A 26,260-nucleotide genomic window follows, 5' to 3' on the forward strand; every position below is an offset into this window, starting at 1 on the left:
GCCGACCGTTTTTTTTGTGTAAATGCGGATGCTATTGCTGGGTAGCTTCTTTTGCTTTCCAGCATTCTTTGTTGATTTCATTTTCGCTGTTGGCAACTGCGCAGGTAACCGCGAGGTCCCCGGTAACGTTGGTGCAGGTGCGGCCCATATCGAGCAGGGCATCAATGCCGAAGATCATGGCATAGGCCAGAGCAGTAGGGGAGCCTGCGGTGATTTCCAATCCTACGGAGTTGAGGACAATCATGAGCATGATAGCTCCTGCTCCAGGAATACCGGCAGTACCCAGTGATGCCAGAACAGTGGTCCCGATAACAGTAATCTGCTGGCTGGCGGTCAGGGGTTCACCTATGGCGTAGCCGATGAACAGGGCACAGACCCCCTGATAAATTGCGGTTCCGTCCATGTTGATGGTTGCTCCCAGCGGCAGGGAGAAGGAGTAGATACTTTTATCAACGCCCAGTTCCTTGTCAGCAACTTCCATGCTGATAGGCAGGACGCCGCTGCTTGTTCTGGTTACGAACGCTGCAATGGAAGCGGTCTTGACCCTTTTGAAAAAGGAGAGAGGGTTAATGCCGAAGAGCATCAGTCCGCCGCCGTAGACAAAAAAGATGTGGCAGGCAAAAGCGAGATAGGTGGCGATTACAACGACACCCAGCGGGCCGAAAGCCTTGGAACCCTGCGCACCGAAAACAACGGCGATCAGCGCAAAAACACCGATAGGTACGTACTGCAGCACCCAGTTGATGATCAGATACATGACTTCGGCAAGGCCTTCGAAAAGGTAGAACAGGGAATCACCAGCATTTTTGATGCGGGCGTCTTCGCTGTGGCGCAGCACAGAGATTGCGATACCGGTGATGATGCAGAAGAATATGGTGGAAAGAACATCCCCGGTGGTGATTGCCGCAAAGGGGTTCTTGGGGATGATGTTGATCAGGATATCGAGAAAAGAAGTAGCCTTGGCTGCTGCGGCTGGTTTGAAGGTCGCACCTTCTGCGGCCAGCTCAAGTCCGTTGCCCGGCTGGAGGATGTTTCCGAAAAAGAGTCCGATGGCAACCGCGAATCCTGTGGTGAGCATATAAAAGCTCATGCACTTCGCGCCTACCTTACCAAGCTGGCTGGGCTTAACACTTCCCGCTCCGACGATGATGGTCGAGACAATTACGGGCATAACTATCATTTTAAGTGAGCGGACCAGTATATCACCAAGCGGTGATAGTACTTTTGCATCAGGACCTAAAACAAGTCCTGCGATGGCTCCTAAGACCAGACCAATAATGATACGAACCAACAGGTTACTTTTGAAGTACCAAGAAAACATCCGCCCTCCTGTGTTAAATTAAAGATGTGCTTAAAGTGGATTTTTAGATAAACAAAATTTCGTTTATCGCAAAAATGCAGGGGTATTTATGTGTGATTCATAAAAAGAGTAGGCTGAAATAGCAGTTCCTGGTTTATTTCGCAAGTTTTAGGCATTCAAACTGAAAAAGACCGTCTGCATCTTGGGCGGACGGTCTTTTTTGGGATTGGTTAGAGGATAATCGTGGGAATGATTCAGGAACGTTCTTTCTGCTCCCTGTGGTGGGTTGTAAGACCGAAATCACCGAGGATCGTGTATATGGACGGGACCACCAGCAGCACAAGCAGGGTTGAAGCTGCAAGTCCGAATACAATGCTCGCTGCCAGCGGGATAAGCACCTGAGCCTGCAGGCTTCGTTCTACCAGCAAGGGCAGCAGCCCGACGATAGTGGTCAGCGATGTGAGCAGCACGGCGCGGAAACGCTGGCGACTGGCAGTGCTGGCGGCAGTTTCTAAATCCACACCTTCGGCAAGCCTTAATTTGATGAACTGGACCAGCAGGATTGAATCGTTGACCACGATACCAACAAGGGACACAAAGCCCATGATGGATGGCATGGTCAGGTCGAGGCCCATGAGTATGTGACCCCAGATTACGCCGATCAGGGCTAGCGGGGCGGCGGTGAGAATTACGAAAGGCTCTATGTAGCTCCTGAATTGCAGGGAGAGGAGTATGAAGACCCCGAATATTCCGACCAGCAGCGCGGTACGCATGGATGATCCGGTTTTTTCGGATTCCTTGGCCTGTCCTTCAAGTGTGAACTCAATATCAGGGTAACGTTCCATGAGATCGGGCATGAAATGCAGTTTGACCTCCTTGATCAGTTCTTCGGCGTTGGCTACGTCAGTATCCACATCTCCGCGCATGGTTACTGTTCGCAGTCCGTCAATGCGCGCAATACGTGCCCAGCCGCGTCTTTCCTGCATATCGGCAACAGCACCGAGCGGAATTTGTGATCCGTCAGCAGCGGTAACGTGAAACAGCTCCAGATCCGCAAGGCTGTTCTGGTCCTCGGTATCAAGCTGGATGTCGATTTCATATGATTCAGTTCCAACCTGAATCTCTGATGCCTCCTTGCCGTAGAATGCAGCACGTAATTGGTTGGCAATGGTTCCGGCATCAAGTCCGAAGGCCATTGCGCCAGGCTTGAGGGTCAGGACCATTTCCCGTTTACCGGGGCGCAGGTCGTCGTCTAGGTCAAGGACCCCGGCGTATTGCTCCAGCCAGTTCTTGAGTTCAAGGGAGGCTTGCTTGAGGTCGTGCAGGTTGTTGCTCTGCAGACGGATATCGATAGCCAAGCCTCCGGGGGCTATGGAAGGTTCCTTGAAGGTTATATTGATCACGTCCGGCATGTTTCCGATTGCTTCCCGCCATTTGGCGGACAGTTCGTCTATGGTAGTGGACCGTTTTTCAGCATCAAGTAAATCTGCGGATACTGTGACCAGATGTGGACCTGCCTCATAAGCATCGGCGTTGGTGTTGTGCAACACAGCTACATGCTTGATAAGGGATGCTCCTTCCGGTTGAAGCGGGGTTAATTCTTTATTGATTTTTTCAAGCTTGGAAACGATTGTCCCGGCCACTTCTTCAGTCTGGTGCAGTGGAGTTCCCTGCGGAAGAAGCACTCGGGCCTGTAGCACATCTCCGTCGATTTCCGGGAAGGCGCTGGACTTGAGCACTCCGCCTGCGATCATGGAGATGGAAGCGATGAAGAGAGCCAGTACAAGACCTACAAACAGGTAGCGCCATTTGATTACAGCATCCACAGCCCGTCCGACAACCTGTTCGCGAAACCAGTCAATGCGGGCTTCAAAAGCCAGCCGGAAACGTCCCGGCTCACTGGTCCGCTTTTCAATGGCATGTACCAAGTGGTTGGGCAGGATGAAAAATGCTTCGATAAGGCTGACCCCGAGGGTCATGATCAGCACAACAGGCATAACCCGCAGGACCTTACCGATATCACCCTCGATGAGAACCGCAATTGAGCCGAAGATGAATACCGTAGTAGTGAATGAGGAAAATACACCGATGGCAACTTCACTGGTTCCGTCCACCACCGCATCAATGGCTTTTTTGCCCTTGGCGAGGTGGGCGGCCACATTCTCGGCAATGACGATGGCATCATCCATGATCAGACCGGTCGCCAGCAGCAGGCCGACCATGGTCAGCATGTTCAGGGAGTAACCGATGATATTCATGACGCAGAGTGAGCCGATGAAGCTTACTGGAAGTCCTAATGAAACCCAGAAGGAATAGCGGAAGGAAAAGAACAGCCACATGGCCGCGAATACGAGCAGCAAGCCTTCAAGGCCGTTCAGGAGCAGCATATCCAGACGGTCTCGTACGATTTTGGAAACATTCTGGGTCAGGATGAATTCCATGTCCGGCGGGCTGGTGATGCGCTTCTTTTCAAGGAATGCGGAAACTTCTTCCATGATGCGCAGGGCATCTTCTTTTTTTGTTTTTTCTATATTCAGTATGGCGGCGCGTTTGCCGTTGAATATAATCTTGGCTTCATCCAGCTCGAACCTGTCCCTGATGACCGCGATATCGCCGAGGCGGACTTCACCCCCGTTTTGGGAGGAAGTAACGATCAGGTCTTCGAATTCACGCGGGTTGCGCCTTTCGTCGTCAAAGCGGACCACTATGTCGGTATCGTAGGTCTCGATGGTTCCCGCCGGGAGGTTGATTGACTGTCTGCTGATGCGGTCCGCAATTTCCGATACCGAGAGGCCCAGTTCCATTAGAACCTCAGCCGGAATTGCAATGCGGATCTGATGGTCTGAAAATCCCTTAATGACGACCTGTGAAACTCCGGGCAGACGCTTGAGTTCCCGCTTGAGCTGTTCGGCATAAATCTTAAGGTCAGAGACTGACATGGGTCCGGAAACAGCAACAGAGACTACCGGGTCGGTCCGGCTTAACTGGCGGATGGTCAGTTGTTCGGTCTGGTCCGGGAAGTTGTCAATGGCTTCCACCTCGGTTTTAACATCAGTCAGGAAGAGGCCGATATCGCCGTCCTCGTCCATTTCAACTATGACCTTGCCGACATTCTCTCTGGCATCACTGCGGATTTCGTATACATCGGTCACGCTGTCCAGTGCATCTTCAATACGCTGACAGACTGCTTCCTCGACTTCTTCAGCAGTTGCACCGGGATATTTCAGGGTGATTTCCACCTCGGTGGATGCAAAATCGGGAAAGGTTTCCCTGACCAGCTTGGGGGCAGCGAGCAGCCCGGCGAACAGGAAGATGAGCATGAGCAGGTTCGCGGCGGTGGGGTGCTCGGCAAATATACGGATCAAGCGTTTCATTGTGCACTCCGTTCGCCTTCGGCTTCACCCTTGAGGGTTGCAAGTGCTTCAGGATCGGCTACGGGGTCGATCAGCATGCCGCCGATTGCCGGAACGAGATCGGAGACAATAACAGTTTCTCCGGCTTTCAGTCCTTCGGTTATCGTGGCAAGGCGTCCGGTTGTGTAGCCGCTGCTGACTTTTCTTATTTCAAGTCTGTTCTCGGCATTGACCACGTAAACCCGGTCTTCATGCAGGGCCGCTCTGGGAATGACAACAGCCGGAGGCCTCGGTCTGCCGCGAAGTTCCACCTGAGCGTACATATCCCGTATAAGCGGAGGCCGTTTGGAGCCACGTGATTTGATGTAGGGATTGTCTACGGCGACATATACTCCTATGGAGCGGGTTTTGGGATCAATCCGTTCGCTGATGCGTGCTACGCGGGCATTCCATTCCACCGGTCCGTAGGCGGTTTGCAAACGGACTACTGCGGTAAGGCCCATACGCTGGATAACCCGGTCAATATCGTAAGTCCGTTCCTCTCCAAGGAATGAAATATCTTCCTCCGGCATGGGGACAACGTTGATCATGGCGTAAAGGGGAATCTGGGCCAGTGTTTCAGATACGCCCATGCTGTCGGCGGTAACTAGCACCTGTCCGCTTTTTACCGCTTCATTAAGTTCCACTTCAAGAGCTGATATCCTGCAATCGTATGGTGCACGGATGATGGTTTTTTCAATATCATAGCGGGCATCGTCCAGCCGGGAGCGGGCCGAGGTTACCTTGGCCAGCAGGGCCTGTCGTTCTGCCGGGATGATATTCAGGGTATTTCGGTAATTATGGACCGCATTTTTCTGGGCCAGATAGATTTTTTCTTCCTGATCCAGTTCGGAACGGGAGATAACTCCGTTCTTTACAAGTTGCTGACGCCGTTCCAGTTCAATCTTGCTGATGTTCAGTGATTTGTTTTCAACGGCCAACTGACGTTTAACGTTGACTTCGCGTTGTTCCAGTTCCTGCAACTGGGCCAGCAGGTTCTGCACATCTGCTTCAGCCTGTTTTTCGGCGGTCAGACGCTGGGCCGGATCAATTTTGAGCAGTATCTCATCCCTGCCGATGATCGCCCCCTTGCGTAGTTTTTTATTGAAATAGACAATCCTGCCCGGAACTTCCGCCACAGCTTCCCATTCCTGACCGGGCTTTACAAAACCGTATCCTTTGGCCTTGGGCCTGACTGAAAGTTCCGGGGCCTTGATTACGCGTACTGCTTTTGCCTGTTCCCCCAGTCCGGATTCCTGTGGCGGTGTTTTGCTTTTAACCATGAAAATCAAAATGATGATGCCGACAGCGATAGCCGGGATGAAAAGTAGCTTTTTGAATAAGGATTTATTTTGCATTGCTGGTCCTGCATTGGAAAGTTTTAGTACGTTAATCTTGAGCCGGACTGAGAACCTTTCGGAAAAGTTTCCATGCCGACGTAACCTGTCCTTCCAAATCAAACTTTTTACCACTGCTGTAGTAGAGCAGCATAGGCGGCACATAGAGCCCGACAAACATGATTGCGAGGTTGGCAGGGGGGATTTCCCGGGTAAAAATACCTGCCTTCTGACCTTCGGCCATCACTTGAACAAGTTTTTTAATGTAGTTCTCCAGAATGGCTGCAAATTTTGAATTACCTTCTTGTGGTCTTTGAAATATTTCTTCGCTGAATAATATCATGGGAATTGCTGGCAGCTTGTGCGCCAGGCCGATAATCCTGACCAGAAGTATCTCCAGTGTTTGCAGCGGCGTGTCAGCTTCGGTTGCGGATTGTTCCAAAAGAGATGCAAGCCGGGTTCCCATTAATTCCACAACTGCTTCAAGAATTTGTTCTTTGCCCTTGTAGTGCCTGTATAGGGCGGAAGGGGCGAGGCCCAGTTTTGCAGCAACATTGCTGACAGTGATTTCCTTAACACCCTCGGTTGCCGCGATTTCCAGAGCTGCTTCGGCGATTTGTTCGCGTCGTTTTTTAGTTGAGAGTTTTTCACGAGCCATATCTAACCTCTTTTTTGTGAAAGTGAATTCACATTCACAATATGGGCGGCTGATGATCTTGTCAATAAGTCATTGTCGAAAGATGTAATTCCAAGTGCGGGACGGTTAACAAGTATGCCGTGCTTGTGGTATAGGTTCTGGTATTGTCTCAGGCTTGTCTGATTATTTTCTATAAACCAGCAGAGGAGTTTCCTGTGAAGAAAAGCCAGATTGTCCTTACTCAGTATAGTCCGTTTTTATCTGTAGATACACAGCTTGTCGGCAATGACGGGGCAAAGATTAAAACCGCGCGCGTCTGTTCGTTGTGCCGCTGCGGGGAATCAAAATACAAACCTATGTGTGATGGCAGTCACTCTGCCGCCGGATTTGTAGGAACTCGTGAAGATTCGGAAAAGAAAGAGGTTGAAGTTTATGACGGTGAGAATATCACCATCGTCTTTGATCGCTATTTATGCATGGGAAATGGTGCGTGCGGTGAACTAGAGGCTGTTTTTGGAACTCATGATAAACCTAAATATGAGCCGGATGCAGCACCCGTTGAAGACATCATCGCCACCATTAAAAAATGTCCTTCCGGTGCTTTGAGCTACATTCTAGAGGAAAAGCATATAAAGGACTATTTTGATAATCCGCAGGTAGTTGTCGAAAAGAACGGTCCGCTCCATGTACAGGGCGAGGTTAATTTGTTTGACGATCAGGATTCAGACAAGCTGTTGCCCATGGCGGATCATTATACTCTGTGCCGATGTGGCGGTTCCGCGAAAAAACCTTTATGCGACGGATCGCATGAAGAGAATGGTTTCAAGGGATAGGTGCTGGTCAATGATCACTTTTCCCCGCTTTCGTAGGGAAAAGTGATCGTGAAGCAGGCTCCCTGATCCGGTTCGTTGGATACGGATATTACGCCGTTGTAGTCATTAATTATTCCGTAAGAGATGGAAAGGCCGAGACCTGTTCCTTTGCCGACATCCTTGGTGGTGAAGAAAGGCTCAAAAAGGCGCCCCTGAATAGCATCGGGGATGCCCGGACCGGTGTCACAAATCTTAATGATAACGTGTTGGTCGGAGAAGTCCGTACTGATGAAAATCTTTTTGTCGTCCGCTAGCGGAACACTGTCTTTCCAGCGTTCTTCGATGGCGTCACGCGCATTTATGAGCAGGTTGATGACGACCTGCTCAAGGCGGTTGGCATCGGCCATTATTTGCGGAAGATGGCTGTTCAGGTTCCATTCCACATGGATATTGCGCAGTGTCAGCTGCCTGCTGAAGAAATCGAAACCACGGCGCAGGACGTCATTGACCTGCACGGGTGTGGTTTTCATGTCCGACTTGCGGCCGAATTCGCGCATATGGTCGATGATCTTGCTGGCCCGGTTGACGTGGGTATCCACACCTTCTGCCATTTCGCGCAGGATCTTGGGTTCAATCTGCTGATTACGGGATACCTTACGCATCAGCAGGTTGCTGATGGTTTTAAGAATGGCTAGGGGCTGGTTCAGTTCGTGGGCCACCCCGGATGCCATTTCGCCCAGTGTGCTCATTTTGCTGGCCTGAATCAGCTGCTGCTCGGCTTCAAGCTTCTTGGTCACGTCACTGCAGGTAATTATCAGGGTCTTGTTACCGTCAAACTCTGCCGGGGAAATGCGCAGCATGGCATAAATCGAGGTTCCGGATTTCGTAACCTGTGAACATGGCCCGATTTCCTTCCTGACTTTAAGTAGGTGGTCGTAGTCTGCACGCTCTTCTTCGCGAAAGAGATTCAGGAAAGATATGCCTTGAATTTCTTCACGGGGATAGCCGTATATTTCTTCCACCGGATCATTGCAGTTCAAAATGTTCAGGTCTTGAGCATCAAGTACGAATACAGCACCGGGAATTGAATCAAAAATGGCGTGGTAACGCTGTTCGGATGCAGCCAGGCTTTCTTCAAGTTCTTTACGCCGGGTAATGTCGAGCATCATTTCCATAGCGGCAACAATTTTACCGTTACGGTCTTTGATGGGTGAGGTGTAAACAATCCAGTGGATGTTTTCGCCATCTTTGGAGAGACCGGATTCTTCGCTCATGTGCGGGGTCAGGTCAAAGAAAGTTTTTTCGACCGGACATTCCTCACATTTGCGGTCGCGGTCTTTGTTTATCTGGTAACATTGCCTGCCACGCGGTTTGCCGAAATGTTTCTCATAAGCCTTGTTGTGGCGGATGACCCGGAAATTGAGGTCGACAACACTGACCAGACAGGGAACATTATCAAAGAGATCGCGGTATTCTTCCTTCTGTTCCAGAAGAGCTCGATGCTTTTCCTGTACCTGTCTGCCCATCATATTAAACGCGTCAGCAAGTGTTCCGATTTCATCGGTCTGGTCCAGTTGGATTTCGATGAAGTCCTGCGCAGCTCCGAATTCCCTTGTAGACTTGATGATTTTTCTCAGGGGTTTGAATATGAAGTTGTACGCAAAAACAAACAACGCCCCAAAAGTGGCGATGAAGACCACAATGGCGATACCGAAGTTTGCTGTTTCAAAGGTATCCAGCATGGAACTTTTTTTCTCAGTGGAGATCTCAAGATCCAACAGGCCGAGTAGTTTTTCATCTACTGCATGGACATGGCATGGACCGGGGGCGCAGCCTTTTGAATTGGGAATAGGGGTAATAATCCCCATGTATTTTTTGCCGTTGACAGTTTTCAGCCGGGTGCGCTGGTTGAGGCTCATGATGGCCGGGGGATTGTCGTGTTTGTGGCAGTTCCAGCAGGGTGGGCTTGAAGTCTCAATTACGTGATTTATCTCGTCGGGATCATTTGAATAAATGATCTGGCCCTTTTTGTTGATTACCCGGATGGATTTGATTTCGCCCTGCCTGCTGATGTTATTGATATCATTCTGGATGAACTCTTTTGAGTCCAGCATCATGGCGTGATGCAGGCTGAGCAGGACAGTATCGGAAAGCATGGCAATGTCCGACTGGATATTGTCGGTTACATTCTTCTTGAAGAATATGACATTGAAGCTAGTCCAGAGGAGTACGCTTAAAAGAAGGGTTATGCCCCCGGAGAGGAGCATCTTCATAATCAGGGTCTGTCGGTATTTTTTAAACATTTTGCACTCCCTGATTACGGCGATAGTTACAGCTGGTCATTAGAACAGCTTTTGGAGCTATTCAGGCCTGTCCATGGGGCAGAGGCGGGCGTCTTTGATAAGGTCGGCAAGGGTATAAGAATCAAGCATTTTATACATGGCCTGATTGGCATCATCCCAAATGGAACGGCGCAGACAAACAGCTGCTCGTGAACATGTGGTTACATCACCTTCCTCACAGTCGAGGATTTTATCCTCGCCTTCAAGGGCTTCCGTCAACTTACCGAGAGTTATTTTTTCAGGCTCCATGGTCAGCACATTGCCGCCATTGGGGCCTCGTTTACCGATAATGTATCCGGCTTCTTTTAGAATCTTGAGAATTTTTTCCAGATATTTGAGCGAAATGTCTTCACGGCGTGCAGAGTCTTTGCTGGGAACAGGTCCGTTTTCAGAGTGCAGGGCAATGTCAAGCAGCAGTCTGGCACCATATCTTGAGCGGGTAGTTAATTTCATATGAGTCTATTTGTTTAATATTATTGATTTAACCGTAGTTTATCATACCTGTATAGCAGGATACGGCCCGGATTGAAAGCAGCAAAGAAGTGAGCGCTTAAGCGCAGGGGCAGGAAGCAGTTTGTTGCTTCCTTTGTTTTTGCTGAGGCCCAGCTTTGCGCGGCAAAATGATAGTGAAGGTAGTTCCTTTTTCCAGCTCTGATTCAACTGTGATGCTACCGCCGTGCTGCTCGATTGTCTGATTGGAAATGAATAGTCCGATTCCGGTTCCACGTTTGCCCTTGGAAGAAAAGAAAAGGGTGAATATTTTTTCCCGTGTTTCACGGTCCATACCGGAGCCGTTGTCGCTTACTGTGAGTTCTACCTTGTCTTCGAGATCACGCGCGGCAACCCTGATCAGATATTCTTTGCCGGGATGTTTCGGCTCACATGCATCAACGCCGTTTTCCAGGAAGTTGACAATTGCGGCTGACATGGAGCTGGAGTCGATTTCAATCTCACCCAGTTCTTCGGGAATATCGATATCGTATTTTACCCCGGCAGTAACGGCTTTGGGTACAATCAGCGCGGCAGTGTCCTGCAGAAACTGTCCTGCGTTCACGGATTCCATCTCAATTTCCCGGGACTTGGCGTAGTAAAGAATGTCGAGGACCATCTTTTTGACCCGGCCGACAACGTTTTTAAGAGCAGTTGCTGCTTCGCTCACTCGTTGTGGGTCATCTTTGCGCAGTCCTGATTCGAGACGATAAATACCGCCATCAAGTGCGGTGAGCATTCCCTTAACACCGTGGGACATGGAGCCGAGCATAAAGCCAAGTGAGGTCAGGTGGTCCTGCAAGCGGCGAATTTCTGTGATGTCTGTGGACATCTCCATTACCTGTTTTATTTCACCATAGGCGTTACGTATGGGCGCGGACCAGACCAGCATGTTTTTCTGCTTGCCATCTTTGGTGGTGACTACGGTCTCGCTCTGGTGTGTTTCTCCGTCTTTGAAAGTGCGCTGCACCGGACATTCCTCACAAGGACGGTCTCGGTGTTTGTATGATGAAAAGCAGGTTTTACCGAGAGGTTCGGAAAAATCTTCTTTAAAACGGCGGTTTACTTCTGCGATGGAGTAGTCAGGGTTCTGTACAGAAATGTAGCAGGGGGCTTCGTCAAACAGACGCTGGAATTTGTATTGGGTCTCAAGCAGTTCGTCATTGAGTCGCTTAAGCTCGGTCATGTCGACAGAAATATCCAGTACCAGCTCAATCTCCCCATTTTTGTTGGGAATCGGTGCAGTGTAGACAGTAACCGGTATTTCAGAGCCGTCTTTGCCGATGAATGTTTCCTTGCTGCGCTGCCCTTTGCGGGTTTGGAATGTCAGCTGGACCGGGCAGGCGTTACCTGCTGATTCACGGTCGGAATAAATATCGAAGCTATTTTTGCCGACAACATCACCAAGCCTTTCTTTAAGCAGTTCGTTGGCGGCAACAATTTCAAGGTAGCGGTTATGGATGGATACAAGGCAGGGAAGCTCGTTGAAGAGTCCGCTTCCGGTTTCAACTTCATGCGCTGCACTGGACAAAGCTTCACTAAGGCCTTCGATAACCTGACAAGCTGCGTTCTGGCGTTCCAGTTCTACGATGCGCTGGGTCTTTTCTTCAACCAGACGTTCGAGATTCTCAGTGTGCTCCCGGAGTTTATCCTTGAGCTCGATCTTTTCCATGATCCGGTTAAGGGAAATTTCGAGTACTTCATCATCAATGGGTTTGGTGATGAAATCTGCCGCTTCTGATTTCAGAGATTCAATAGCAAGATCAAGGTCTCCATGCCCGGTAAGCATGATTACTTCAATGTGCGGGTAGTCTGTTTTAACAGCTTTGAGCAGCTCGATGCCGTCCATGCGCGGCATTTTAATATCGGTAAGAATTATAGAAGGATCCGCTTCCGGGATAGCTTTGAGCGCCTCTTCACCGTTCTTGGCAGTTTCCACTTCATAGCCCAGATCCATCAAGGTCAGGCCTAGAAAGCGTCGAATACCATCCTCGTCATCAACCAGCAGCAGCTTTTTATTATACATCGGCGCACCTCATGAAATCTGGAAGTCAGGATTTAGAAACAAAGAAACAGACAGAGTTTTTAATCCTGTCCGTTATCCTCTCCCAGTGCTTTCCGCACGATTTCAATGACCTCGGTCGGGTCAAATGGCTTTTTAATTGTCGCAACTGCACGTTTGATCGCCATGTGAATTCCGGGCAGGCCGCTGATAACTATCACAGGTATCTTGGAAAATTGCTCTTCCTGTGTCAGTCGGCGGTAAAATTTGGGTCCCCATTCATTTGGCATTTCCAGATCAAGCGTGATCAGGTCGGGATTTTCAGCCATGGCAATGTCATAGGCCGTAGTCCCGTCGAAAGCGCGGCAGGTGAGGTATCCGTGGTCCTCGAAAACATTTACAAGGTAGTCTACGATATACGGATCATCGTCGACGACCATTATTTTTTTGGGCATTCTTGTCACCTTTTAGGTATTTCAGAAGGTTACAACCTTCTGGTGAGGAGAAGCCTACACCTTAGTTCCGCAATCTTTCAAGTTAAAAAAACGGCCGGTCAGCACTTCCGTGCTGACCGGCCTCGATATGGATTCCCGTTAGCCGATTGTGTCCTTCACAATCCTGAGAAGCTCTTCAGCATCGAAGGGCTTGGTCAGGGTGGCTACAGCCTTGGGAATTGCGTACTTGTTAGCCTGGAGTCCGCTGATAACTATTACCGGAGTTCTTTTGAACTCGTCGCTCTGAGAGAGCTTACGGTAAAAGCGCGGACCCCACTCGCCCGGCATTTCAAGGTCCAGAGTGATCAGATCTGGTTTTTCAGCAGTAACAACCTCCATTGCTACTGCACCGTCTTCAGCCATCAAGGTTTCATAACCATTATCGCTGAAGAGATCGCCCAAGTATGAACGGATATCCTGATCGTCATCTATAATTAAGATCTTCTTAGACATAATAACTCCTCCTTTTGAATCAATCCCCTTTATCTTGTCCTGCAGCCGGAATTTCCGGCCGCAGTCGATAATCAATTAGATTCAGTTATGCTTACAGCCTAAACTTTATCGGGCTTGCTGACGCTGACCACCGGGCAGTTTGCCCTTAAGATGACCTGTTCGACAGTGGAGCCGATACGTGCTCTTTCCGGATCAAGCTCGTTGGTGTGATGAGCGAGGCAGATAAGGTCCACGCTCTTCTCACGGGCGAGTTTGACGATTTCGACGTAGGGAGTACCTTCCCATACTTCGATATCATAGTTCTTGAAATCACCCATGAGCGGCACGTAGGTTTCCCTGATGCGCTTGCGGGCAGTGATGAGGTTTTCCTCGATTTCATTCTGGTCCAGAACCTTGCCGCTGATATCCAGGGCATGGAAGATAGTCAGGTCGCAGTCGAGTTCGCGGGCTGTGGACAGAGCGAATTTGAATGCGCTCTCAGCCTGCTTGGAGAAGTCGGTTCCAAAAAGGATATTGGAGAACCCGCCCCAGTAGGATGCGGATTCGCGGTGCACGGAAAGAACCGGGCAGCGAGCAGCCTTAGCAACTTTCTGCAGGGTACTTCCGGGGTAGCCTTTGTGAAAGGATGCGTTTTCGCCGGAGCTTGCAGCCATAACAACGAGATCGCTGTCGGCGCTACGGGCTTCACGCAGGATTTCACGGGCAGGTACACCGGTTGTCAGTACGATCTTGGCGTTTGCAGCTCCTTCGAACTGCTTGGCGAAGGTGGTTTTGAGTTCTTCTTCAACCCAAGCGAGGTATTCTGCATCTACCTCGACTTCTTCACCGGTACGCACATCGTTGACAACGTGAGAGAATGCCTTGGTGGGCACACCCACTACATGGAAGATGGTTACTTCTGAATCGTAGCGCTTCGCCATGTCGAAAGCTACGCGTGCGGCACCGAAGCTCGCAGGGGAGCCGGTGGTCGCCAAAAGGATTTTTTTAAACATGTGACACCTCGTTCGTTGCGGACAATATCAGATCACCTGTCACATTGACGGGTGTTACTACCATTCGACACGCATGCCTTCGGGAATATCGAGCATACCGATAATCAGAGGCTTGAGGAACGACCAGCGGATGCCGATTTCATATTCCTCTTCAAGGTCACGGATGGCATCCCAGCAGTTATGGCAGGGAGCGATGACCAGTTTACACCCGGTATCGAGAATCTGGTCCATCTTTTTGCGCAGGGCAACGTTACGCTGTTCGCGGTACATGCCGATTCCGTTGAATCCGCCACCACCACCGCAGCAGTAGTTGTGCTCTTTGTTAGGTGCCATTTCCACGAAGTATCCGGGCTCAACAATGTAGCTCAGAATTTCGCGGGTAACGTCTTTAAGACCCTGGTTACGCACATAGTTACAGGAATCCTGAAGTGTGACGGGTTCCTTGATGCGTTTTGCGGGATCGATTTTGAGCTTGCCTTCACGCAGTGCTTTAGCCAGCCATTCCACGTAGTGGATGTAAGGCTTGGGCGGCAGACCATCTTCACGACCGGCCCAGTAAGGACCTTCGATAACGGTTGCACGGTGGGCGTGACCACACTCGGTACCGGTAACACAGGCCGGGTTCAGGCGCTCAATTGCATCATATACGTGGTTGACGTTGTCTTTACAACATTCCCAGTCACCGGCGAACATGGAGAGGGAGGTCTGTTCCCAACCTTCGGAAGGTACAGTCCAGTTTTCTCCGGCTACGTGAAAGAGAATTGCAGCTTCTGCAAGGTCTTCCGGATAGTGTTTTGGTTCACGGGCGTTACAGGTGTACATGATGTCGGCGTCTTGTTTGTCTACCGGGATGGTCAGACCGGGCCATTCTTCCTCGGTCTCTTCAGCCATCCATTCACATGTTTCTACCCAGTCCTCGGTGGTGACGTCCATCTGTGCACGGTATACGCGGTGCATACCGGAACCGATTTTCAGTTCCCAGGGAACGAAGCCCTGAGAGTAAAGGAGTCCGCGAAGGTAGGAGAACATAACACCCATGTCGATGCCGTGGGGGCAGTACATGCCGCAACGGTTACAACAGGTGCACTGGGACCATGCGACTTTCATGCAGTGACGCATGAACTCGTTGTCCACCTGCCCTTTCTTCTTCACGATGTGTCCGAGAGTGGACTGGATTTTATAAGAAGGTACCTGCTCGGGTACGCAGTCGTTCACCTGATAGAGGAAACAGCTGTCTGCGCACATGCCGCAGTGGGCACAGATTTCGAGCCAGGTTTTCAGTCTGGATTTCATTGTTTTCTGGATAGTGGCCCACAGAGCGTTGGTGTCCACATCCAGTTCTTTCATTTCAGCGTAGTACTGCTTGCCGCTCTTATCCGAAAGAGTCAGCTTGAGCTGCTCATCGGTTGTGATCGGCTGTCTGTTACAAAGCTTACCTTGAGGCATTTTCTTACTCCTGTATGGCTGTTATTTTCCTGTTACCAGGAGAAAGTGGAGCCTTTCAGGCCGCCGCGTTTGATGCCATAGTCCATTCCGAGCTGAGCGCGGGAACAGAAGAAGAGCACGCAGTGGCTGAGTTTGGTGAAAGGCAGGCACAGCAGCCAGATTTGTCCGGTGATGATGTGTGCCAGCAGCCAGAACTGGTAGTCACCCATCTGGTAACGGGCGATGAGGCCGGTTACAAAGGGAGCTACGGTTATGAGCAGCATCAGATAGTCGTATGCTGTTGTCAGGATTCTTACTTCCGGGAGTGCGATGCGGCGCAGGATGATTGCGACACAGGCTACGATTACGGTCCAGGAGAGCAGGTCCGCGAAAAATGCGGGCAGCTGCGGCAGACCGAAGCCCAGGTTTTCCTGCAGCATGATGTTATGCGCTGCAAGGAAAATGGGGGTAGCAAGCAATCCGACGTGGAATGCAAAGAATATAAGGGTAAAGCCGGGCTTTTTTCTCCATGCGCGTGCGCCCACGGGGTTCAGCCAGCTGAATATTGAATTAAATGCGCCTTTCAGTCCGTAGGACAGATGGGCTTTATATGCCACGCGGTCGAGCTGCTGGCTGAGGCCCTTGAAGTAGAGCACTACGCGTACCAGCAGGCCGCCGAAGCTGATTGCAAAAACCAGCCACATTACGGGCCCTGTCAGAAGTTCATACATAATATTATCTCCTCACATTCGGCTTAGTGGTGGTCGCCGTAGTTCTTTTTATTTTCGTCACGGTAGGCTTTCCCGCCCATGAGGAACTGCCAGAACAGGGTCACGCCGACCAGAGCTCCACCCATCAGAAGGTACATGATACCTTTGGTGAATGTGTAGTATTCCTGAAGGTTATATGCTTCCATTTTACTATCTCCTTAATGAAACGACCTGAGGTCATGTCTAAATAAATTGAATGTATTTTTTTCATCGAATCCACAGGCGTGGATTCGATGGACATGCTTCTAGTGGTCGCCCTTGTAGTCAGGATGCTCGAAGAAAATGGGCATCCGGGTAGTGATGAAACGGAAGATCACAACACCGAGAGTTACGATGAATACGGAAATTCCGATTTCAGTCATGCTGGGGAAGTACCTGTCAGCAGCAGGCAGGTGGTAGTTGAATGCGATCATGGAAACGTTGAACCTGTTAAACACGATACCGAGAACGGTAATGATCGATGCTTTTTTGATCAGGCTGAGGTTTCTGTCGCGAACACCCACTGCATAGAGGAAGCAGGGCAGGGCTACGAAGCCGAGCATTTCAGTCAGGAAGAGCAGGCCGTAACCGGAAGCAAGGTAGTGCCAGTTGTTGTCGTAAGCTACGCCCATAGTCTTGATGAAGAAGTAGCCGAAGAGAACAAGTGCAGCAGCCTTACCGAATCCGAATACAACGCCGTCGTGGTGCTTGAGGTATTCCTCGTCCATCATGCGGTGCAGTTTCTTGTGGGACATGGAGCCTTCGAAGATGACCATGGACATACCTGCAGCAATACTTGAAACAAAGAAGTAAAGCGGCATGTATGGGGAGTACCAGAGCGGGTGCAGCTTGGACGGTGCGATGGTGTACAGCGCGCCGAGTGAAGACTGGTGCAGGGTGGAGAGCACTACGCCGAAGATGGTCAGCACGAGGGTCAGTTTAACGACCACTTTGCGGATTTTCTTCCAGCCCAGCCATTCGAACATGGCGGGAGTGAACTCAACGAAGAGCACAGTCAGGTAAAGCATAACGCACAGACCAACTTCGAAGAGCAGGGAGGTAGTACCCTGAGATACGAAGATGGGGTAAGGCAGTCTCCAGGGACGGCCGAGGTCGTACTGCAGTGCGAATACAACAAGGGCGTAGCCGAGGAAGGCGGTCAGGATTGCCGGACGTACAGCGGAGTGAAAGCGCTTGAGTCCGAAGATATAGCAGGCTGCGGAAGTTGTGTATCCGCCGGCTGCGAGAGCAACACCGCAGAGCAGGTCGAAACCGATCCAGATGCCCCAGGGGTTGTTGTCATCAAGGTTGGTTACGGGACCGATACCCTGGGTGAATCTGAGCACAGTAAGGATCAGACCCACAACAAGGATAGCGCCTGCTACCAGATTGAAGGTATTGAAGGCCGATTTAGGGCCGTTGTTCGCGGGAGTGGACATTAGGATTCCTCCTTCTCGCTGTTTTCTTCCTGCTCTTCTTCTTTGGGAGCAAGTGCGTCTTCTACAGCTTTCTTGACTTCGACTTCGATCTTGCGCTTGTTGGCAACATCAGCCTTTTCAAGAGCTTCGGAGAGAGTCTTTTCAGCTTCCGCGCTTGCCTTGGCAATTGCGTTTTCCACAGCTTCCTTGCGTTCTTCGTCAGCTATTTTGCTGTTGCGTTTGCTTACAGCGTAGATGCCGCCGAGGAGTACGGGCCAGAGGCCTGCAACCATGGGTACCGCAGCAAGTGCACCGGCTGTGAGCTCGGGAGCAGACTTGGTGCCGAGGTCTTCGCGCATGCCGATTTCTTTGAAAGGCACACCGGAGAGGTACATCCAGCTGGTTCCACCCATTTCGTCTTCACCGTAGAGGTGGTCAACGTAACGGTCAGGATTGCGGCGGATACGTTCGCGGGCTATTTTGATAAGCTCATCCCTTTCGCCGAATACGAGTGCTTCTTTCGGGCACTCGGATACACAGCCGGGGAGCTGTCCCTTTTCCTGACGGGTCGCGCACATGTCGCATTTCATAACCCGGGGGGTCAGGGGTTCGTCATATTCATAAGTCGGGATTTCGAAGGGGCAGGCTACCATGCAGTAGCGGCAACCAACACAAACCGACTCATCATAAACAACTGCGCCGTTGGGCAGTTTTTTGAATGCTTTTACGAAACATGCGGACGCACATGCAGGCTCAAGACAGTGGTTGCACTGGGACTTGCGGAATACGGGATGTTCCGGAGTGCCGTACTTGTTAACCACGGTGAAGGTCTTGGCATCTGTTCTGCGCTTGGTGTCCAGCACGGAAAGGTCATCAAATTTCTTCTCCGGTGCGGGAAGTTTGCTGACCTTGTTGCAGGCTGCTTCACATTTGCGGCAGCCGATGCAGCGGGTAGCGTCAAAGAGTACACCCTTGCTTCCGGGATATCCTTTGAACTCCTTGCCTGCGGCCTCAGCTCCTGCGGGGAGGGATGCTCCCACGCAGGCTGCGCCCAGCATTCCGAGGAATGTTCTGCGTAACATTTATCTGTTCTCCTTCAGGCTATCCGTTACTATTTCTTCGCGTGACATGCGGTGCAGTCAGTAGAAGCAGGCTTCTTGATGTTCATAGCGTCATGACAGGTCATGCACTGAACGTGGTAAGCAGCCTTGAGGGCCGGACGTCCGTCCTGAACTTTGCCACCGTGGCAGCTTGCGCAACTTGGCGGAGTGGCGCTAGCAGGACTGTTGTGGTGGCAGCTTCCGCACACGGTAAGGGGTGTGCTGTGGAAAGCGTTAGCCATAGCATCGCCTTTCATACCGTCGACCAAGCTCATAATGATCTTGCGATGGGGCAGTTTGCTTGCTTTGTATTCATTTTCGAGGACGTTGATGGTCACGAATTCAGGAATGTCCTTTTCCGCGATCAGTGCCGGAGACTCGGGACGCTTCATGATCAGCTTTGCAGCGATTTCAGCCTTGGCGGAGGCATCCATGCTAACAGGTTCGCTGGAGGTGGAAGCGGGGCCGTTGTGACATACTGCACAGGTCTCTTTGGACTGGATTACGTTCTTGGGCATCAGTTCGTGGCAGCCTGCACATTTAGGATCTTTCTGCTTTACAGCGTGACAACCCACACAGGATCTGGTGCTGTCAGCTTTGTGCATAGCCTTGTCGAGAGTAACAAAACCGCCTTCCTTTGAACCGCGAACAGTATGGCAGGAGGAGCAGGACTTGTTCATGGTGTCGTGGTGGCAGGAGCTGCAGGAGTCAGTGTAACCTTCATGGGCCTTATGGTTGAAAGCTACGGCAGCCATAGTCGCTTTAACAGCAACGTTTTCCTGTACCGGGGCGGTGAGCAGAACAGCGTCGGGCTGTTGTCTGGGAAGGCGGGGCAGTGTTCCACCCAGCTTTTTCATAACAGCAGCGTTGTCTTCCTTGATGTCTGCAGCCTGCATTTCGCCGTGGCAACCGGCACAGTCGACAGGACCGGTCTTTTCCGCTTTGGCAGCTTTCATATCAAGGTGACAGCTCACGCACTGACCGTGGTAGGCTTCAGAGGTGGTCAGTTTCACTGCACCCTGAGGCTCAGTGGTGTGACATACACTACAGTTTTCTTCCTGTCCTTTCACGTACTCAAGCTTCTTGTCGAGATTGTTGTATACGTGGTGACAGCTTCCACAATTGGTTTCCTGACCTTCATCGTTAGCGATGAGCTTGGAATCCCAGTGGCGGTAGTGGAGAATATTCTCCATGCCTGCGGGAGCGCGCTCTGCTTTGATTTCAGGGTCAGCCATGTGACAGCTGCGACATTCACCGACCTGAGGTCCGGTTTTCGTTCCGGCCTTGGCGTCGGCAGCATGACAGCTGATACAACCGTTGTGGTAAATTTCTTTAAGCTTTTCGGAAGAGCTGTCTTCAGTTCTCATGAACTTGTAGGACATGCTTCCTTCGGTTTTCTGGTGGCAGGCAGTACAGTCTTTGCCCTGCTCAGCCACAGCCTTGGTGTGTGTATCATGAAGAAACACAACAGCAGGCAGTTCCAGTTTTTCCTGAGCGGCAATAGTGTCGATCATAATAAGATCAGGACGCTTATTGCTGTTCTCCTGCGGGGTTCCGACCATGCTCAGTGCCTCCATGTGGAAGCCGAGCACCCCAGCCAGGACAATCAGGATACCGGACAATCGCAATAGTTTCTTTCCGTTTGCCATGATATGGATCCCCTCTCAATGCAATTGGCCTCGGAGCCTCATACTCCGTGCCTTTGTTGCTCCGGTCGGTTTTTTATCTGTTATTCCCGGCTGTTGCTTCCCCCATGGAAAGCCGTTTATTGGAAAAACGATCAAGCCCGTTCCGGTGCGCCTCATTCCCCATCGACCCAGTGGGTATTAATACCTCCCTAGTCGATAGGTTTTTATACCTGCCCGATAGGTATGTTATTCTTTTGTGTTCCGTCAAGGGGTGATTTTAAAAAAAACCGGTTCTCAAATACCCTACTTTCGCGGGTTGAATTTGAGTTGTGGGTAAGTGCTGTTTTCGGTGGAAAATTCTTGACACAAAAGGGATTAGAAACGAAGAAATGCAGGTCAAAAACGGCTCGTTTGCCTGAGAACAGGAGAAATATAATGCGATACTATTTAGAAATACTTAAGAAGTTTAATAACTTTCACGACAAGGCCAGTTACAGTGAGTTCAGCAGGTTTATTCTGGTCCACAGTGCGATCATCTGCGTGTTGCTTGTACTGGGATATCTTGACCATGCTTTAGTGAAAAAAGTTGTTGATACTTTGACCGGTCTGTTTCTGGTCGGTACTTCTCTGCCGTGCGTGGCTCTTTTTGTGCGCAGACTTAATACCTTAGGACGTAATCCTAAGCTTGTTGCGGTGGGGCTTATTCCGGTTGTTGGATTAGCATATCTGCTTTTTATTTGTTTGAAAAAAGACTGATTAGTTTAACTAACCAGTTTATAATCCAAGAAAAAAGGACTTGCAGATTTCTCTGCAAGTCCTTTTTTCTTGGTAGTTCTTAAAATAATTTATTGACCATCTACTATCTTCAGGCAGGTGTTGGCAACGATCTTGATCATGGGCAGGATGCTGTCCAGTTCCATGTATTCATCTTCACGGTGGGAGTTTTCGCCCACTGTTCCCATACCGTCGATGGTCGGGATGCCCATGGCTGCTGTCCAGTTACCGTCGGAGCAACCACCGGTGGAAATCCATACTGAATCAATGTCCAGCTTTGCTGCTTCCGCGTGCAGAACTTCCCATACGGCCATGGTCTTCTCAGTGTATTCCATTGGCGGACGGTCAACACCGCCGGTAATTTTGATGGAAGCTCCTTCAACGTAGTTTGTATCCGGCAGCTTATTGAAGAATTCGGTAACAAAGTCAGCCTCTTCCTTTGTGCCGACACGAACGTCAACTGTCAGCTCTGCATGATCAGGAATAATGTTGAATTTGTCTCCGCTTTTGATCACGTTGCATTGGGCGGTGATGTCATTATCCATGTCGTTGAGTGCATGGATCGCAGGTATATGCCCGGCCAGTTCCACCAGCGCGTTGGCTCCACGTTCAGGGTTGGCTCCTGAGTGGGCGGAAATTCCGCTGGCAGTGATGTAAACGGCTCCTCCACCTTTACGGTGCATGACATGGCGGTAGTCTGGACGGCAGGGTTCGAAAACAAAAACCCGGTCACAGTTTGCGGCAGTTTTTTCGATCCATGCACGGGAATTTTCAGAACCGACTTCCTCATCACCGTTGAAAGCGACGCAAATAGCAACCTTGTCAAGATTTCCTTCCGCCTTGAGCTTTTCAATGGCATAGAGTGCCACCAGCAGGCCGCCTTTCATGTCGTTGGTTCCCGGTCCCAGTGAACGTCCGTCTTCAATCTTGAAAGGACGTTTTGCTACTTCACCTTTCGGGAAGACAGTGTCCATGTGGCCGATGAACATGAAATCGTAGCGCCCGTTTTTGCTCGGAGTGCATGCTTTCAGGCAGGGAACACCGCGTTCACCTTCGCGGGTGACCTCGGCTTCAAGGCCGAGTGCTTCGAATTTCTCTTTCAGGAATGCCGCAACTTCGACAACTCCGTCCAGATTTTCGCTGGCACTGTCAGTGTTAATGATCTTTTCAAAATCTTTCAGAAAACTTTCGTATGTTTCTTGTTCAGTCATGATCTTGTCCAAAAAGTATGCCTTCGGTGAGCCTACCGGCGGTCCCTCCGGGGGCTTAAACCCTTTTGCAAAAGGGTTTAAGAATCCCAAAACCTTTTAGTAAAGCTTCGCTGCCTAGTTTATAAAACTGTTTTGTCACACAAAACGGCGAAGCCATAATAAAAGGTTTTGAAGAGTCCAGAGAAACTTTTGCAAAAGTTTCTTTGGCCCTCGGAGAGGCCCCCGGCAGGGCCGCCGGAGGCTAAATAAGTTAAGCTAAAAGCGCGTTAGCGCATCATATATATTATCTTGCCAGCTTGGGGTTCATCTCATCGCGCAGCCAGTCGGCGAAGAGGTTGATACCCACAACAAGCAGAACGAGTGCTGCACCCGGGAAGAGTGTCATCCACCACATTCCGGCATAGATATAGTTTTTACCAATGGCGATCATCATTCCGAGTGAAGGCTCGGTCAGCGGCACACCTACGCCGAGGAAGCTGAGTGTGGCTTCGAGCATGATGACAACCGCGAGGTCAACAGCCATGACAACGAAGATCGGCGGCAGGGCGTTGGGCAGGATGTGCTGGAAGAGAATACGGAAATCCTTGGCCCCGGAAGCCTTCGCGGCCATGACGTAAGGGTTGTTCTTGATTTCAAGCACACTGCCTCGGATGGTTCGGGCGTATTTTACCCAGTCCGCGATACAGATAGCGAAGATAACCGTTCCTATTCCTCGTGTCTCGAACACACCGAGCAGCAGGACAGCCAGCAGTGTAGTGGAGAAAGAGAAAACGGTGTCTGCACAGCGCATGACGAAAGCATCAATGACTCCGCCGTAATATGCGCCGACCATTCCCATAACAATGCCGAATGTCCCTGCGATAGCCACGACTGATCCGCCTACGATGAGCGAGGTGCGCAAGCCGTAGAGGATGGTGGACAGGATTCCACGTCCCTGATCGTCTGTTCCCAGAGGAAAGACTTTGGACCCGCCATCCATCCAGAAGGGCTGCTGGAGCATGTTTCCGAGGTCTACGGAGCTCAGGTCGTAGGGGTCCATGGGAGCCAGTATGGGAGCGAATATTCCGGCAATGATGAAGATCAGCAGAATGGTCGCGCCGATAACCGCAGGCTTGTCTTTTTTGAAGCTGTTAAAGCGTTTTTTTAAAAGTGGTCTGTTCATTATATTTCCTAATCGTAGCGAATTTTGGGGTTGAGCACTGCGTAGAGCATGTCGACCATAATGTTGATGAACAGGATGATGAATGATGTCAGCATGATATAGGTAACGATGATCGGCTGATCTGTTTCGAAAATAGAGGTCAGCAGAAGGTTACCCATGCCCGGCCACTGGAAGATGGTCTCGGTTACGATTGAGAAAGCAATAAGTTCACCGAAAGACAGGCCGGCAATGGTTACAACCGGGATCATGACGTTACGCAGGGCGTGTTTCATGATGACCTTGAAGGGAGAAAGTCCCTTGGCCCATGCAGTCTTGATGTATTCTTCGCCCATCACTTCACGCATTCCGGCGCGGGTGAGTCGCAGCATGACCGCCAGCTGGTAGCCGGAGAGGGTCAGTGCGGGCAGGATGATATGTTTCAACCCGTCCATAGTGAGCAGTCCGGTTCGCCAGTCACCGATCATGACGGTTTCGCCGCGCCCGAAGGAGGGTAGAATTTCCAGATAAACGGAAAATACCATGACCAGCAGGATACCGATTAGAAATGTGGGTATGGAAATCCCCATTAATGAACCGGCCATTATCGTTCGGGCGATAAATCCATTCGGCCAGATGGAGACTACAATCCCCAGGCCTACCCCGACAGTGAACGATATGAAGATGGCGGCAAGAGCCAGTTCAAAGGTGGCGGGAAAACGTTCAAGGATAGTGTCCAGCGCGTCAACCTGACTTATGTAGGATTTGCCGAAATCGCCTTTGATCGCTCCGCCGAGAAATTTTACATATTGAATGTGTGTAGGCTGATCCAGTCCGTAGTCTTTACGGACCTGTTCCTGTTCAGCCTGAGTGGCGTATTTGCCGGCCAGCATAAGCACCGGGTCACCGGTGTATCGGAATAGGCAGAAGCAAACGAAGGAGACAGCCAGCAGAACTAGTCCCCCCTGCAATAATCTTCGAAAAATATATGATGCCATGGTATATATAACGGGGCCGCCGGAGCGGCCCCTGATTTTTAGGTGTTACTGAATTTCCTTAACAGTGATCCAGCGGTCGGGACGAGGGGTGAACTTGATGTTCTTGCCCTTGATCACGGCGTACATATCCTGCTGGTAGTGCAGGGGAATGGTGGAAACGTCTTCAAGAGTGAGACGGTTGACTTCCTGAAGAGCCTTGGCGCGCTCATCGCGGTCAACAATGCTTGCGGAAGCTTCAAGTTTTTTATCCACTTCGGGGTTGGAGTAGGAAGCACCGTTGTATCCGCCCATGCCTTTGTCCTTGTCTACGGAGTGGAACAGCTTTTCGCCGGAACGACCGAAGTCATAGGAACCGTCGAACCAACCGATCAGGTAGAAAGGATACTTGTGGCTGGTGAGTTCACTGAAGAAGATGGATTTGGGCTTAACATCAAGGCTGACTTTCAGGCCAATCTTGGCGAGGTATTTAGCAACAGCTTCACAAATCTTTTCGTCGTTGATGTAACGGTCGTTAGGACCTGCGATGGTGATTTCAAAACCGTCTTTGTAACCGGCTTCAGCAAGGAGTTGCTTTGCTTTTTCGGGGTTGTATTCAAGACGTTTGATGGATGCATCGTAACCAACGGTTGCTGCATCGGGAACCTGATGGGCTTTGGTTGCCTGACCGTGCATTACTTTTTCAATGATTTCGTCTTCGTTGATAGCGTATGCAATAGCCTGACGGACACGCTTGTCAGCGTAGGGAGTGCCGGGCTGGTTACCAATGGAGAGGAAAATACAGCGACGTGCGGGACGCTGGATCATTTCAACAGTGGGCATCTTGGAGATGCGGTCAGCCAGAGTCAGGGGCACACCGTTAACCATATCTACCTGCTTACCTGCGAGAGCAGCGAAGCGGGTTGCTTCCTCAACGATGGGACGCATTTCAACAGTTTTGTATTTGGTGGGTGCGCCTTCCCAGTAGTTGGGGTTGGCGTGCATGCGGAGGTAGGAACCTTTGATCCATTCGTCGAAAATGTAAGCGCCGGTACCGATGGGCTTGGTGTTGTAATCGCCATCGTCACGTTTGACGGAGGATTCTTTGTCCACGATGAAGTTCTGGTGCATGGTTTCAGCGAACCAGGGCACAGGCTTCACGGTTTTGAAAATAACGGTGTATTTGTCCGGAGTTTCCATAGATGCAATGGAGTTACCGAAGTTGAGCAGTTTGGAATACTTGGAATTCTTCATGCGTTCAAAGGTGAAGACAACGTCATCTGCGTTGAAATCGTTACCGTTGTGGAATTTTACACCCTTGCGAAGTTTGAATTCCCAAGTGTTGGCGTCGTGACGCTTCCACTCTGTTGCCAGTGCGGGGACGAGTTTGCCGTCCTTGCGCTGGAGAAGTCCATCATAGAAGTTGGACATGTAAGAGAAGTTGGCGTCGGAAGAGTGCGCCTGCGGGTTCATGGACAGGGGCGGAGCATCAGTTGCGATAACCAGATCAGCTTTGGCCATGGCAAAAGAGGGCAACGCCAGCATTGCGACGAGAGCTGCAATAAATGCCAAACGTTTCATAGGTTCAACCTC

The 26,260-nt window shown here is 50.6% G+C and carries 22 protein-coding genes; 2 read left to right on the forward strand and 20 right to left on the reverse strand.

Features of this window, described 5'->3' with window-relative positions:
* Nucleotides 1-31: 31 nt before the first annotated feature.
* The 4 genes from ACNI29_RS12840 to ACNI29_RS12855 all read right to left on the reverse strand — a co-directional run bounded on the left by ACNI29_RS12840 (nucleotide 32) and on the right by ACNI29_RS12855 (nucleotide 6,687).
* On the reverse strand, nucleotides 32-1,321 hold the full coding sequence (locus tag ACNI29_RS12840) for a dicarboxylate/amino acid:cation symporter (protein WP_419778770.1): 1,290 nt from the start codon (nucleotides 1,319-1,321) through the stop codon (nucleotides 32-34).
* 233 nt (nucleotides 1,322-1,554) lie between these two features.
* On the reverse strand, nucleotides 1,555-4,674 hold the full coding sequence (locus tag ACNI29_RS12845; RefSeq protein WP_419778771.1) for an efflux RND transporter permease subunit: 3,120 nt from the start codon (nucleotides 4,672-4,674) through the stop codon (nucleotides 1,555-1,557).
* Nucleotides 4,671-6,050: an efflux RND transporter periplasmic adaptor subunit gene (locus tag ACNI29_RS12850; protein ID WP_419778772.1), complete on the reverse strand. Its 1,380-nt coding sequence runs from the start codon at nucleotides 6,048-6,050 to the stop codon at nucleotides 4,671-4,673. The genes ACNI29_RS12845 and ACNI29_RS12850 overlap by 4 nt, the downstream gene beginning before the upstream one ends.
* 31 nt (nucleotides 6,051-6,081) lie before the next feature.
* Complete coding sequence (locus ACNI29_RS12855) at nucleotides 6,082-6,687, reverse strand: TetR/AcrR family transcriptional regulator (protein WP_419778773.1); 606 nt, start codon at nucleotides 6,685-6,687, stop codon at nucleotides 6,082-6,084.
* Between the two features lie 194 nt (nucleotides 6,688-6,881).
* Between ACNI29_RS12855 and ACNI29_RS12860 the strand changes: the two genes are divergently transcribed.
* Nucleotides 6,882-7,499 carry a CDGSH iron-sulfur domain-containing protein gene (locus ACNI29_RS12860; RefSeq protein ID WP_419778774.1) on the forward strand — a complete coding sequence of 206 codons (618 nt, stop codon included), beginning with the start codon at nucleotides 6,882-6,884 and terminating at the stop codon, nucleotides 7,497-7,499.
* Between the two features lie 14 nt (nucleotides 7,500-7,513).
* Here the strand turns inward: ACNI29_RS12860 and ACNI29_RS12865 are convergent, their stop codons facing one another.
* From ACNI29_RS12865 to hmcA, 12 genes are all read right to left on the reverse strand, one after another.
* Nucleotides 7,514-9,781, reverse strand: a complete 2,268-nt coding sequence (locus ACNI29_RS12865) for a PAS domain S-box protein (protein WP_419778775.1) — start codon at nucleotides 9,779-9,781, stop codon at nucleotides 7,514-7,516.
* Between the two features lie 57 nt (nucleotides 9,782-9,838).
* Nucleotides 9,839-10,273, reverse strand: coding sequence for an RrF2 family transcriptional regulator (locus ACNI29_RS12870; protein WP_419778776.1), 435 nt, complete (start codon nucleotides 10,271-10,273; stop codon nucleotides 9,839-9,841).
* A gap of 97 nt (nucleotides 10,274-10,370) precedes the next feature.
* Nucleotides 10,371-12,335, reverse strand: coding sequence for a response regulator (locus tag ACNI29_RS12875; protein WP_419778777.1), 1,965 nt, complete (start codon nucleotides 12,333-12,335; stop codon nucleotides 10,371-10,373).
* A gap of 59 nt (nucleotides 12,336-12,394) precedes the next feature.
* Nucleotides 12,395-12,766 (reverse strand): DVU0259 family response regulator domain-containing protein, encoded by a 372-nt coding sequence (gene divK / locus ACNI29_RS12880; RefSeq protein ID WP_419778778.1) that lies wholly within the window; start codon nucleotides 12,764-12,766, stop codon nucleotides 12,395-12,397.
* 138 nt (nucleotides 12,767-12,904) lie between these two features.
* Nucleotides 12,905-13,258, reverse strand: coding sequence for a DVU0259 family response regulator domain-containing protein (gene divK, locus ACNI29_RS12885; protein WP_419778779.1), 354 nt, complete (start codon nucleotides 13,256-13,258; stop codon nucleotides 12,905-12,907).
* Between the two features lie 98 nt (nucleotides 13,259-13,356).
* The gene (locus tag ACNI29_RS12890; protein ID WP_419778780.1) at nucleotides 13,357-14,250 is read right to left on the reverse strand and encodes a universal stress protein; all 894 of its coding nucleotides are present in this window, start codon (nucleotides 14,248-14,250) and stop codon (nucleotides 13,357-13,359) included.
* 57 nt (nucleotides 14,251-14,307) lie between these two features.
* Entirely contained in the window at nucleotides 14,308-15,696 is a 1,389-nt protein-coding gene (hmcF, locus tag ACNI29_RS12895) for a sulfate respiration complex iron-sulfur protein HmcF (protein ID WP_419778781.1), read from the reverse strand.
* Nucleotides 15,697-15,728: 32 nt separating this feature from the next.
* Nucleotides 15,729-16,406: a sulfate respiration complex protein HmcE gene (gene hmcE, locus ACNI29_RS12900; protein WP_419778782.1), complete on the reverse strand. Its 678-nt coding sequence runs from the start codon at nucleotides 16,404-16,406 to the stop codon at nucleotides 15,729-15,731.
* Nucleotides 16,407-16,429: 23 nt separating this feature from the next.
* Nucleotides 16,430-16,591 carry a sulfate respiration complex protein HmcD gene (gene hmcD, locus ACNI29_RS12905; RefSeq protein ID WP_419778783.1) on the reverse strand — a complete coding sequence of 54 codons (162 nt, stop codon included), beginning with the start codon at nucleotides 16,589-16,591 and terminating at the stop codon, nucleotides 16,430-16,432.
* A gap of 99 nt (nucleotides 16,592-16,690) precedes the next feature.
* Entirely contained in the window at nucleotides 16,691-17,863 is a 1,173-nt protein-coding gene (gene hmcC / locus ACNI29_RS12910; protein ID WP_419778784.1) for a sulfate respiration complex protein HmcC, read from the reverse strand.
* Nucleotides 17,863-18,924, reverse strand: coding sequence for a sulfate respiration complex iron-sulfur protein HmcB (gene hmcB, locus ACNI29_RS12915; protein ID WP_419778785.1), 1,062 nt, complete (start codon nucleotides 18,922-18,924; stop codon nucleotides 17,863-17,865). The genes hmcC and hmcB overlap by 1 nt, the downstream gene beginning before the upstream one ends.
* Before the next feature lie 29 nt (nucleotides 18,925-18,953).
* Nucleotides 18,954-20,591, reverse strand: coding sequence for a sulfate respiration complex hexadecaheme cytochrome HmcA (hmcA, locus tag ACNI29_RS12920; RefSeq protein WP_419778786.1), 1,638 nt, complete (start codon nucleotides 20,589-20,591; stop codon nucleotides 18,954-18,956).
* Nucleotides 20,592-21,005: 414 nt separating this feature from the next.
* On the opposite strand from hmcA, the gene ACNI29_RS12925 reads away from it, so the two are divergent.
* Nucleotides 21,006-21,326 (forward strand): DUF805 domain-containing protein, encoded by a 321-nt coding sequence (locus ACNI29_RS12925; RefSeq protein ID WP_419778787.1) that lies wholly within the window; start codon nucleotides 21,006-21,008, stop codon nucleotides 21,324-21,326.
* 89 nt (nucleotides 21,327-21,415) lie between these two features.
* Here the strand turns inward: ACNI29_RS12925 and ACNI29_RS12930 are convergent, their stop codons facing one another.
* From ACNI29_RS12930 to ACNI29_RS12945, 4 genes are all read right to left on the reverse strand, one after another.
* Complete coding sequence (locus ACNI29_RS12930) at nucleotides 21,416-22,555, reverse strand: M20 family metallopeptidase (RefSeq protein WP_419778788.1); 1,140 nt, start codon at nucleotides 22,553-22,555, stop codon at nucleotides 21,416-21,418.
* Nucleotides 22,556-22,838: 283 nt separating this feature from the next.
* Nucleotides 22,839-23,717 (reverse strand): ABC transporter permease, encoded by an 879-nt coding sequence (locus ACNI29_RS12935; protein ID WP_419778789.1) that lies wholly within the window; start codon nucleotides 23,715-23,717, stop codon nucleotides 22,839-22,841.
* An 8-nt stretch (nucleotides 23,718-23,725) separates the two neighbouring features.
* Nucleotides 23,726-24,691 carry an ABC transporter permease gene (locus tag ACNI29_RS12940; RefSeq protein WP_419778790.1) on the reverse strand — a complete coding sequence of 322 codons (966 nt, stop codon included), beginning with the start codon at nucleotides 24,689-24,691 and terminating at the stop codon, nucleotides 23,726-23,728.
* Between the two features lie 45 nt (nucleotides 24,692-24,736).
* On the reverse strand, nucleotides 24,737-26,248 hold the full coding sequence (locus ACNI29_RS12945; protein ID WP_419778791.1) for an ABC transporter substrate-binding protein: 1,512 nt from the start codon (nucleotides 26,246-26,248) through the stop codon (nucleotides 24,737-24,739).
* Between the last annotated feature and the right edge of the window lie 12 nt (nucleotides 26,249-26,260).

Origin of the sequence: Maridesulfovibrio spiralis (SeqCode), from assembly GCF_048571135.1 — a bacterium.
Lineage (GTDB): Bacteria > Desulfobacterota > Desulfovibrionia > Desulfovibrionales > Desulfovibrionaceae > Maridesulfovibrio > Maridesulfovibrio spiralis.

Bases quoted from the DNA above. Each gene is read 5' to 3' on its own strand.
- divK (WP_419778778.1), bottom strand. From the start codon at position 12,766: ATGCCCAAAAAAATAATGGTCGTCGACGATGATCCGTATATCGTAGAC.
- divK (WP_419778779.1), bottom strand. From the start codon at position 13,258: ATGTCTAAGAAGATCTTAATTATAGATGACGATCAGGATATCCGTTCA.
- ACNI29_RS12840 (WP_419778770.1), bottom strand. From the start codon at position 1,321: ATGTTTTCTTGGTACTTCAAAAGTAACCTGTTGGTTCGTATCATTATT.
- ACNI29_RS12940 (WP_419778790.1), bottom strand. From the start codon at position 24,691: ATGGCATCATATATTTTTCGAAGATTATTGCAGGGGGGACTAGTTCTG.
- ACNI29_RS12845 (WP_419778771.1), bottom strand. From the start codon at position 4,674: ATGAAACGCTTGATCCGTATATTTGCCGAGCACCCCACCGCCGCGAAC.
- ACNI29_RS12875 (WP_419778777.1), bottom strand. From the start codon at position 12,335: ATGTATAATAAAAAGCTGCTGCTGGTTGATGACGAGGATGGTATTCGA.
- ACNI29_RS12870 (WP_419778776.1), bottom strand. From the start codon at position 10,273: ATGAAATTAACTACCCGCTCAAGATATGGTGCCAGACTGCTGCTTGAC.
- ACNI29_RS12890 (WP_419778780.1), bottom strand. From the start codon at position 14,250: ATGTTTAAAAAAATCCTTTTGGCGACCACCGGCTCCCCTGCGAGCTTC.
- ACNI29_RS12930 (WP_419778788.1), bottom strand. From the start codon at position 22,555: ATGACTGAACAAGAAACATACGAAAGTTTTCTGAAAGATTTTGAAAAG.
- ACNI29_RS12925 (WP_419778787.1), top strand. From the start codon at position 21,006: ATGCGATACTATTTAGAAATACTTAAGAAGTTTAATAACTTTCACGAC.
- hmcC (WP_419778784.1), bottom strand. From the start codon at position 17,863: ATGTCCACTCCCGCGAACAACGGCCCTAAATCGGCCTTCAATACCTTC.
- ACNI29_RS12850 (WP_419778772.1), bottom strand. From the start codon at position 6,050: ATGCAAAATAAATCCTTATTCAAAAAGCTACTTTTCATCCCGGCTATC.
- ACNI29_RS12935 (WP_419778789.1), bottom strand. From the start codon at position 23,717: ATGAACAGACCACTTTTAAAAAAACGCTTTAACAGCTTCAAAAAAGAC.
- hmcF (WP_419778781.1), bottom strand. From the start codon at position 15,696: ATGCCTCAAGGTAAGCTTTGTAACAGACAGCCGATCACAACCGATGAG.
- hmcD (WP_419778783.1), bottom strand. From the start codon at position 16,591: ATGGAAGCATATAACCTTCAGGAATACTACACATTCACCAAAGGTATC.
- ACNI29_RS12945 (WP_419778791.1), bottom strand. From the start codon at position 26,248: ATGAAACGTTTGGCATTTATTGCAGCTCTCGTCGCAATGCTGGCGTTG.
- ACNI29_RS12865 (WP_419778775.1), bottom strand. From the start codon at position 9,781: ATGTTTAAAAAATACCGACAGACCCTGATTATGAAGATGCTCCTCTCC.
- hmcB (WP_419778785.1), bottom strand. From the start codon at position 18,924: ATGTTACGCAGAACATTCCTCGGAATGCTGGGCGCAGCCTGCGTGGGA.
- hmcE (WP_419778782.1), bottom strand. From the start codon at position 16,406: ATGTATGAACTTCTGACAGGGCCCGTAATGTGGCTGGTTTTTGCAATC.
- hmcA (WP_419778786.1), bottom strand. From the start codon at position 20,591: ATGGCAAACGGAAAGAAACTATTGCGATTGTCCGGTATCCTGATTGTC.
- ACNI29_RS12855 (WP_419778773.1), bottom strand. From the start codon at position 6,687: ATGGCTCGTGAAAAACTCTCAACTAAAAAACGACGCGAACAAATCGCC.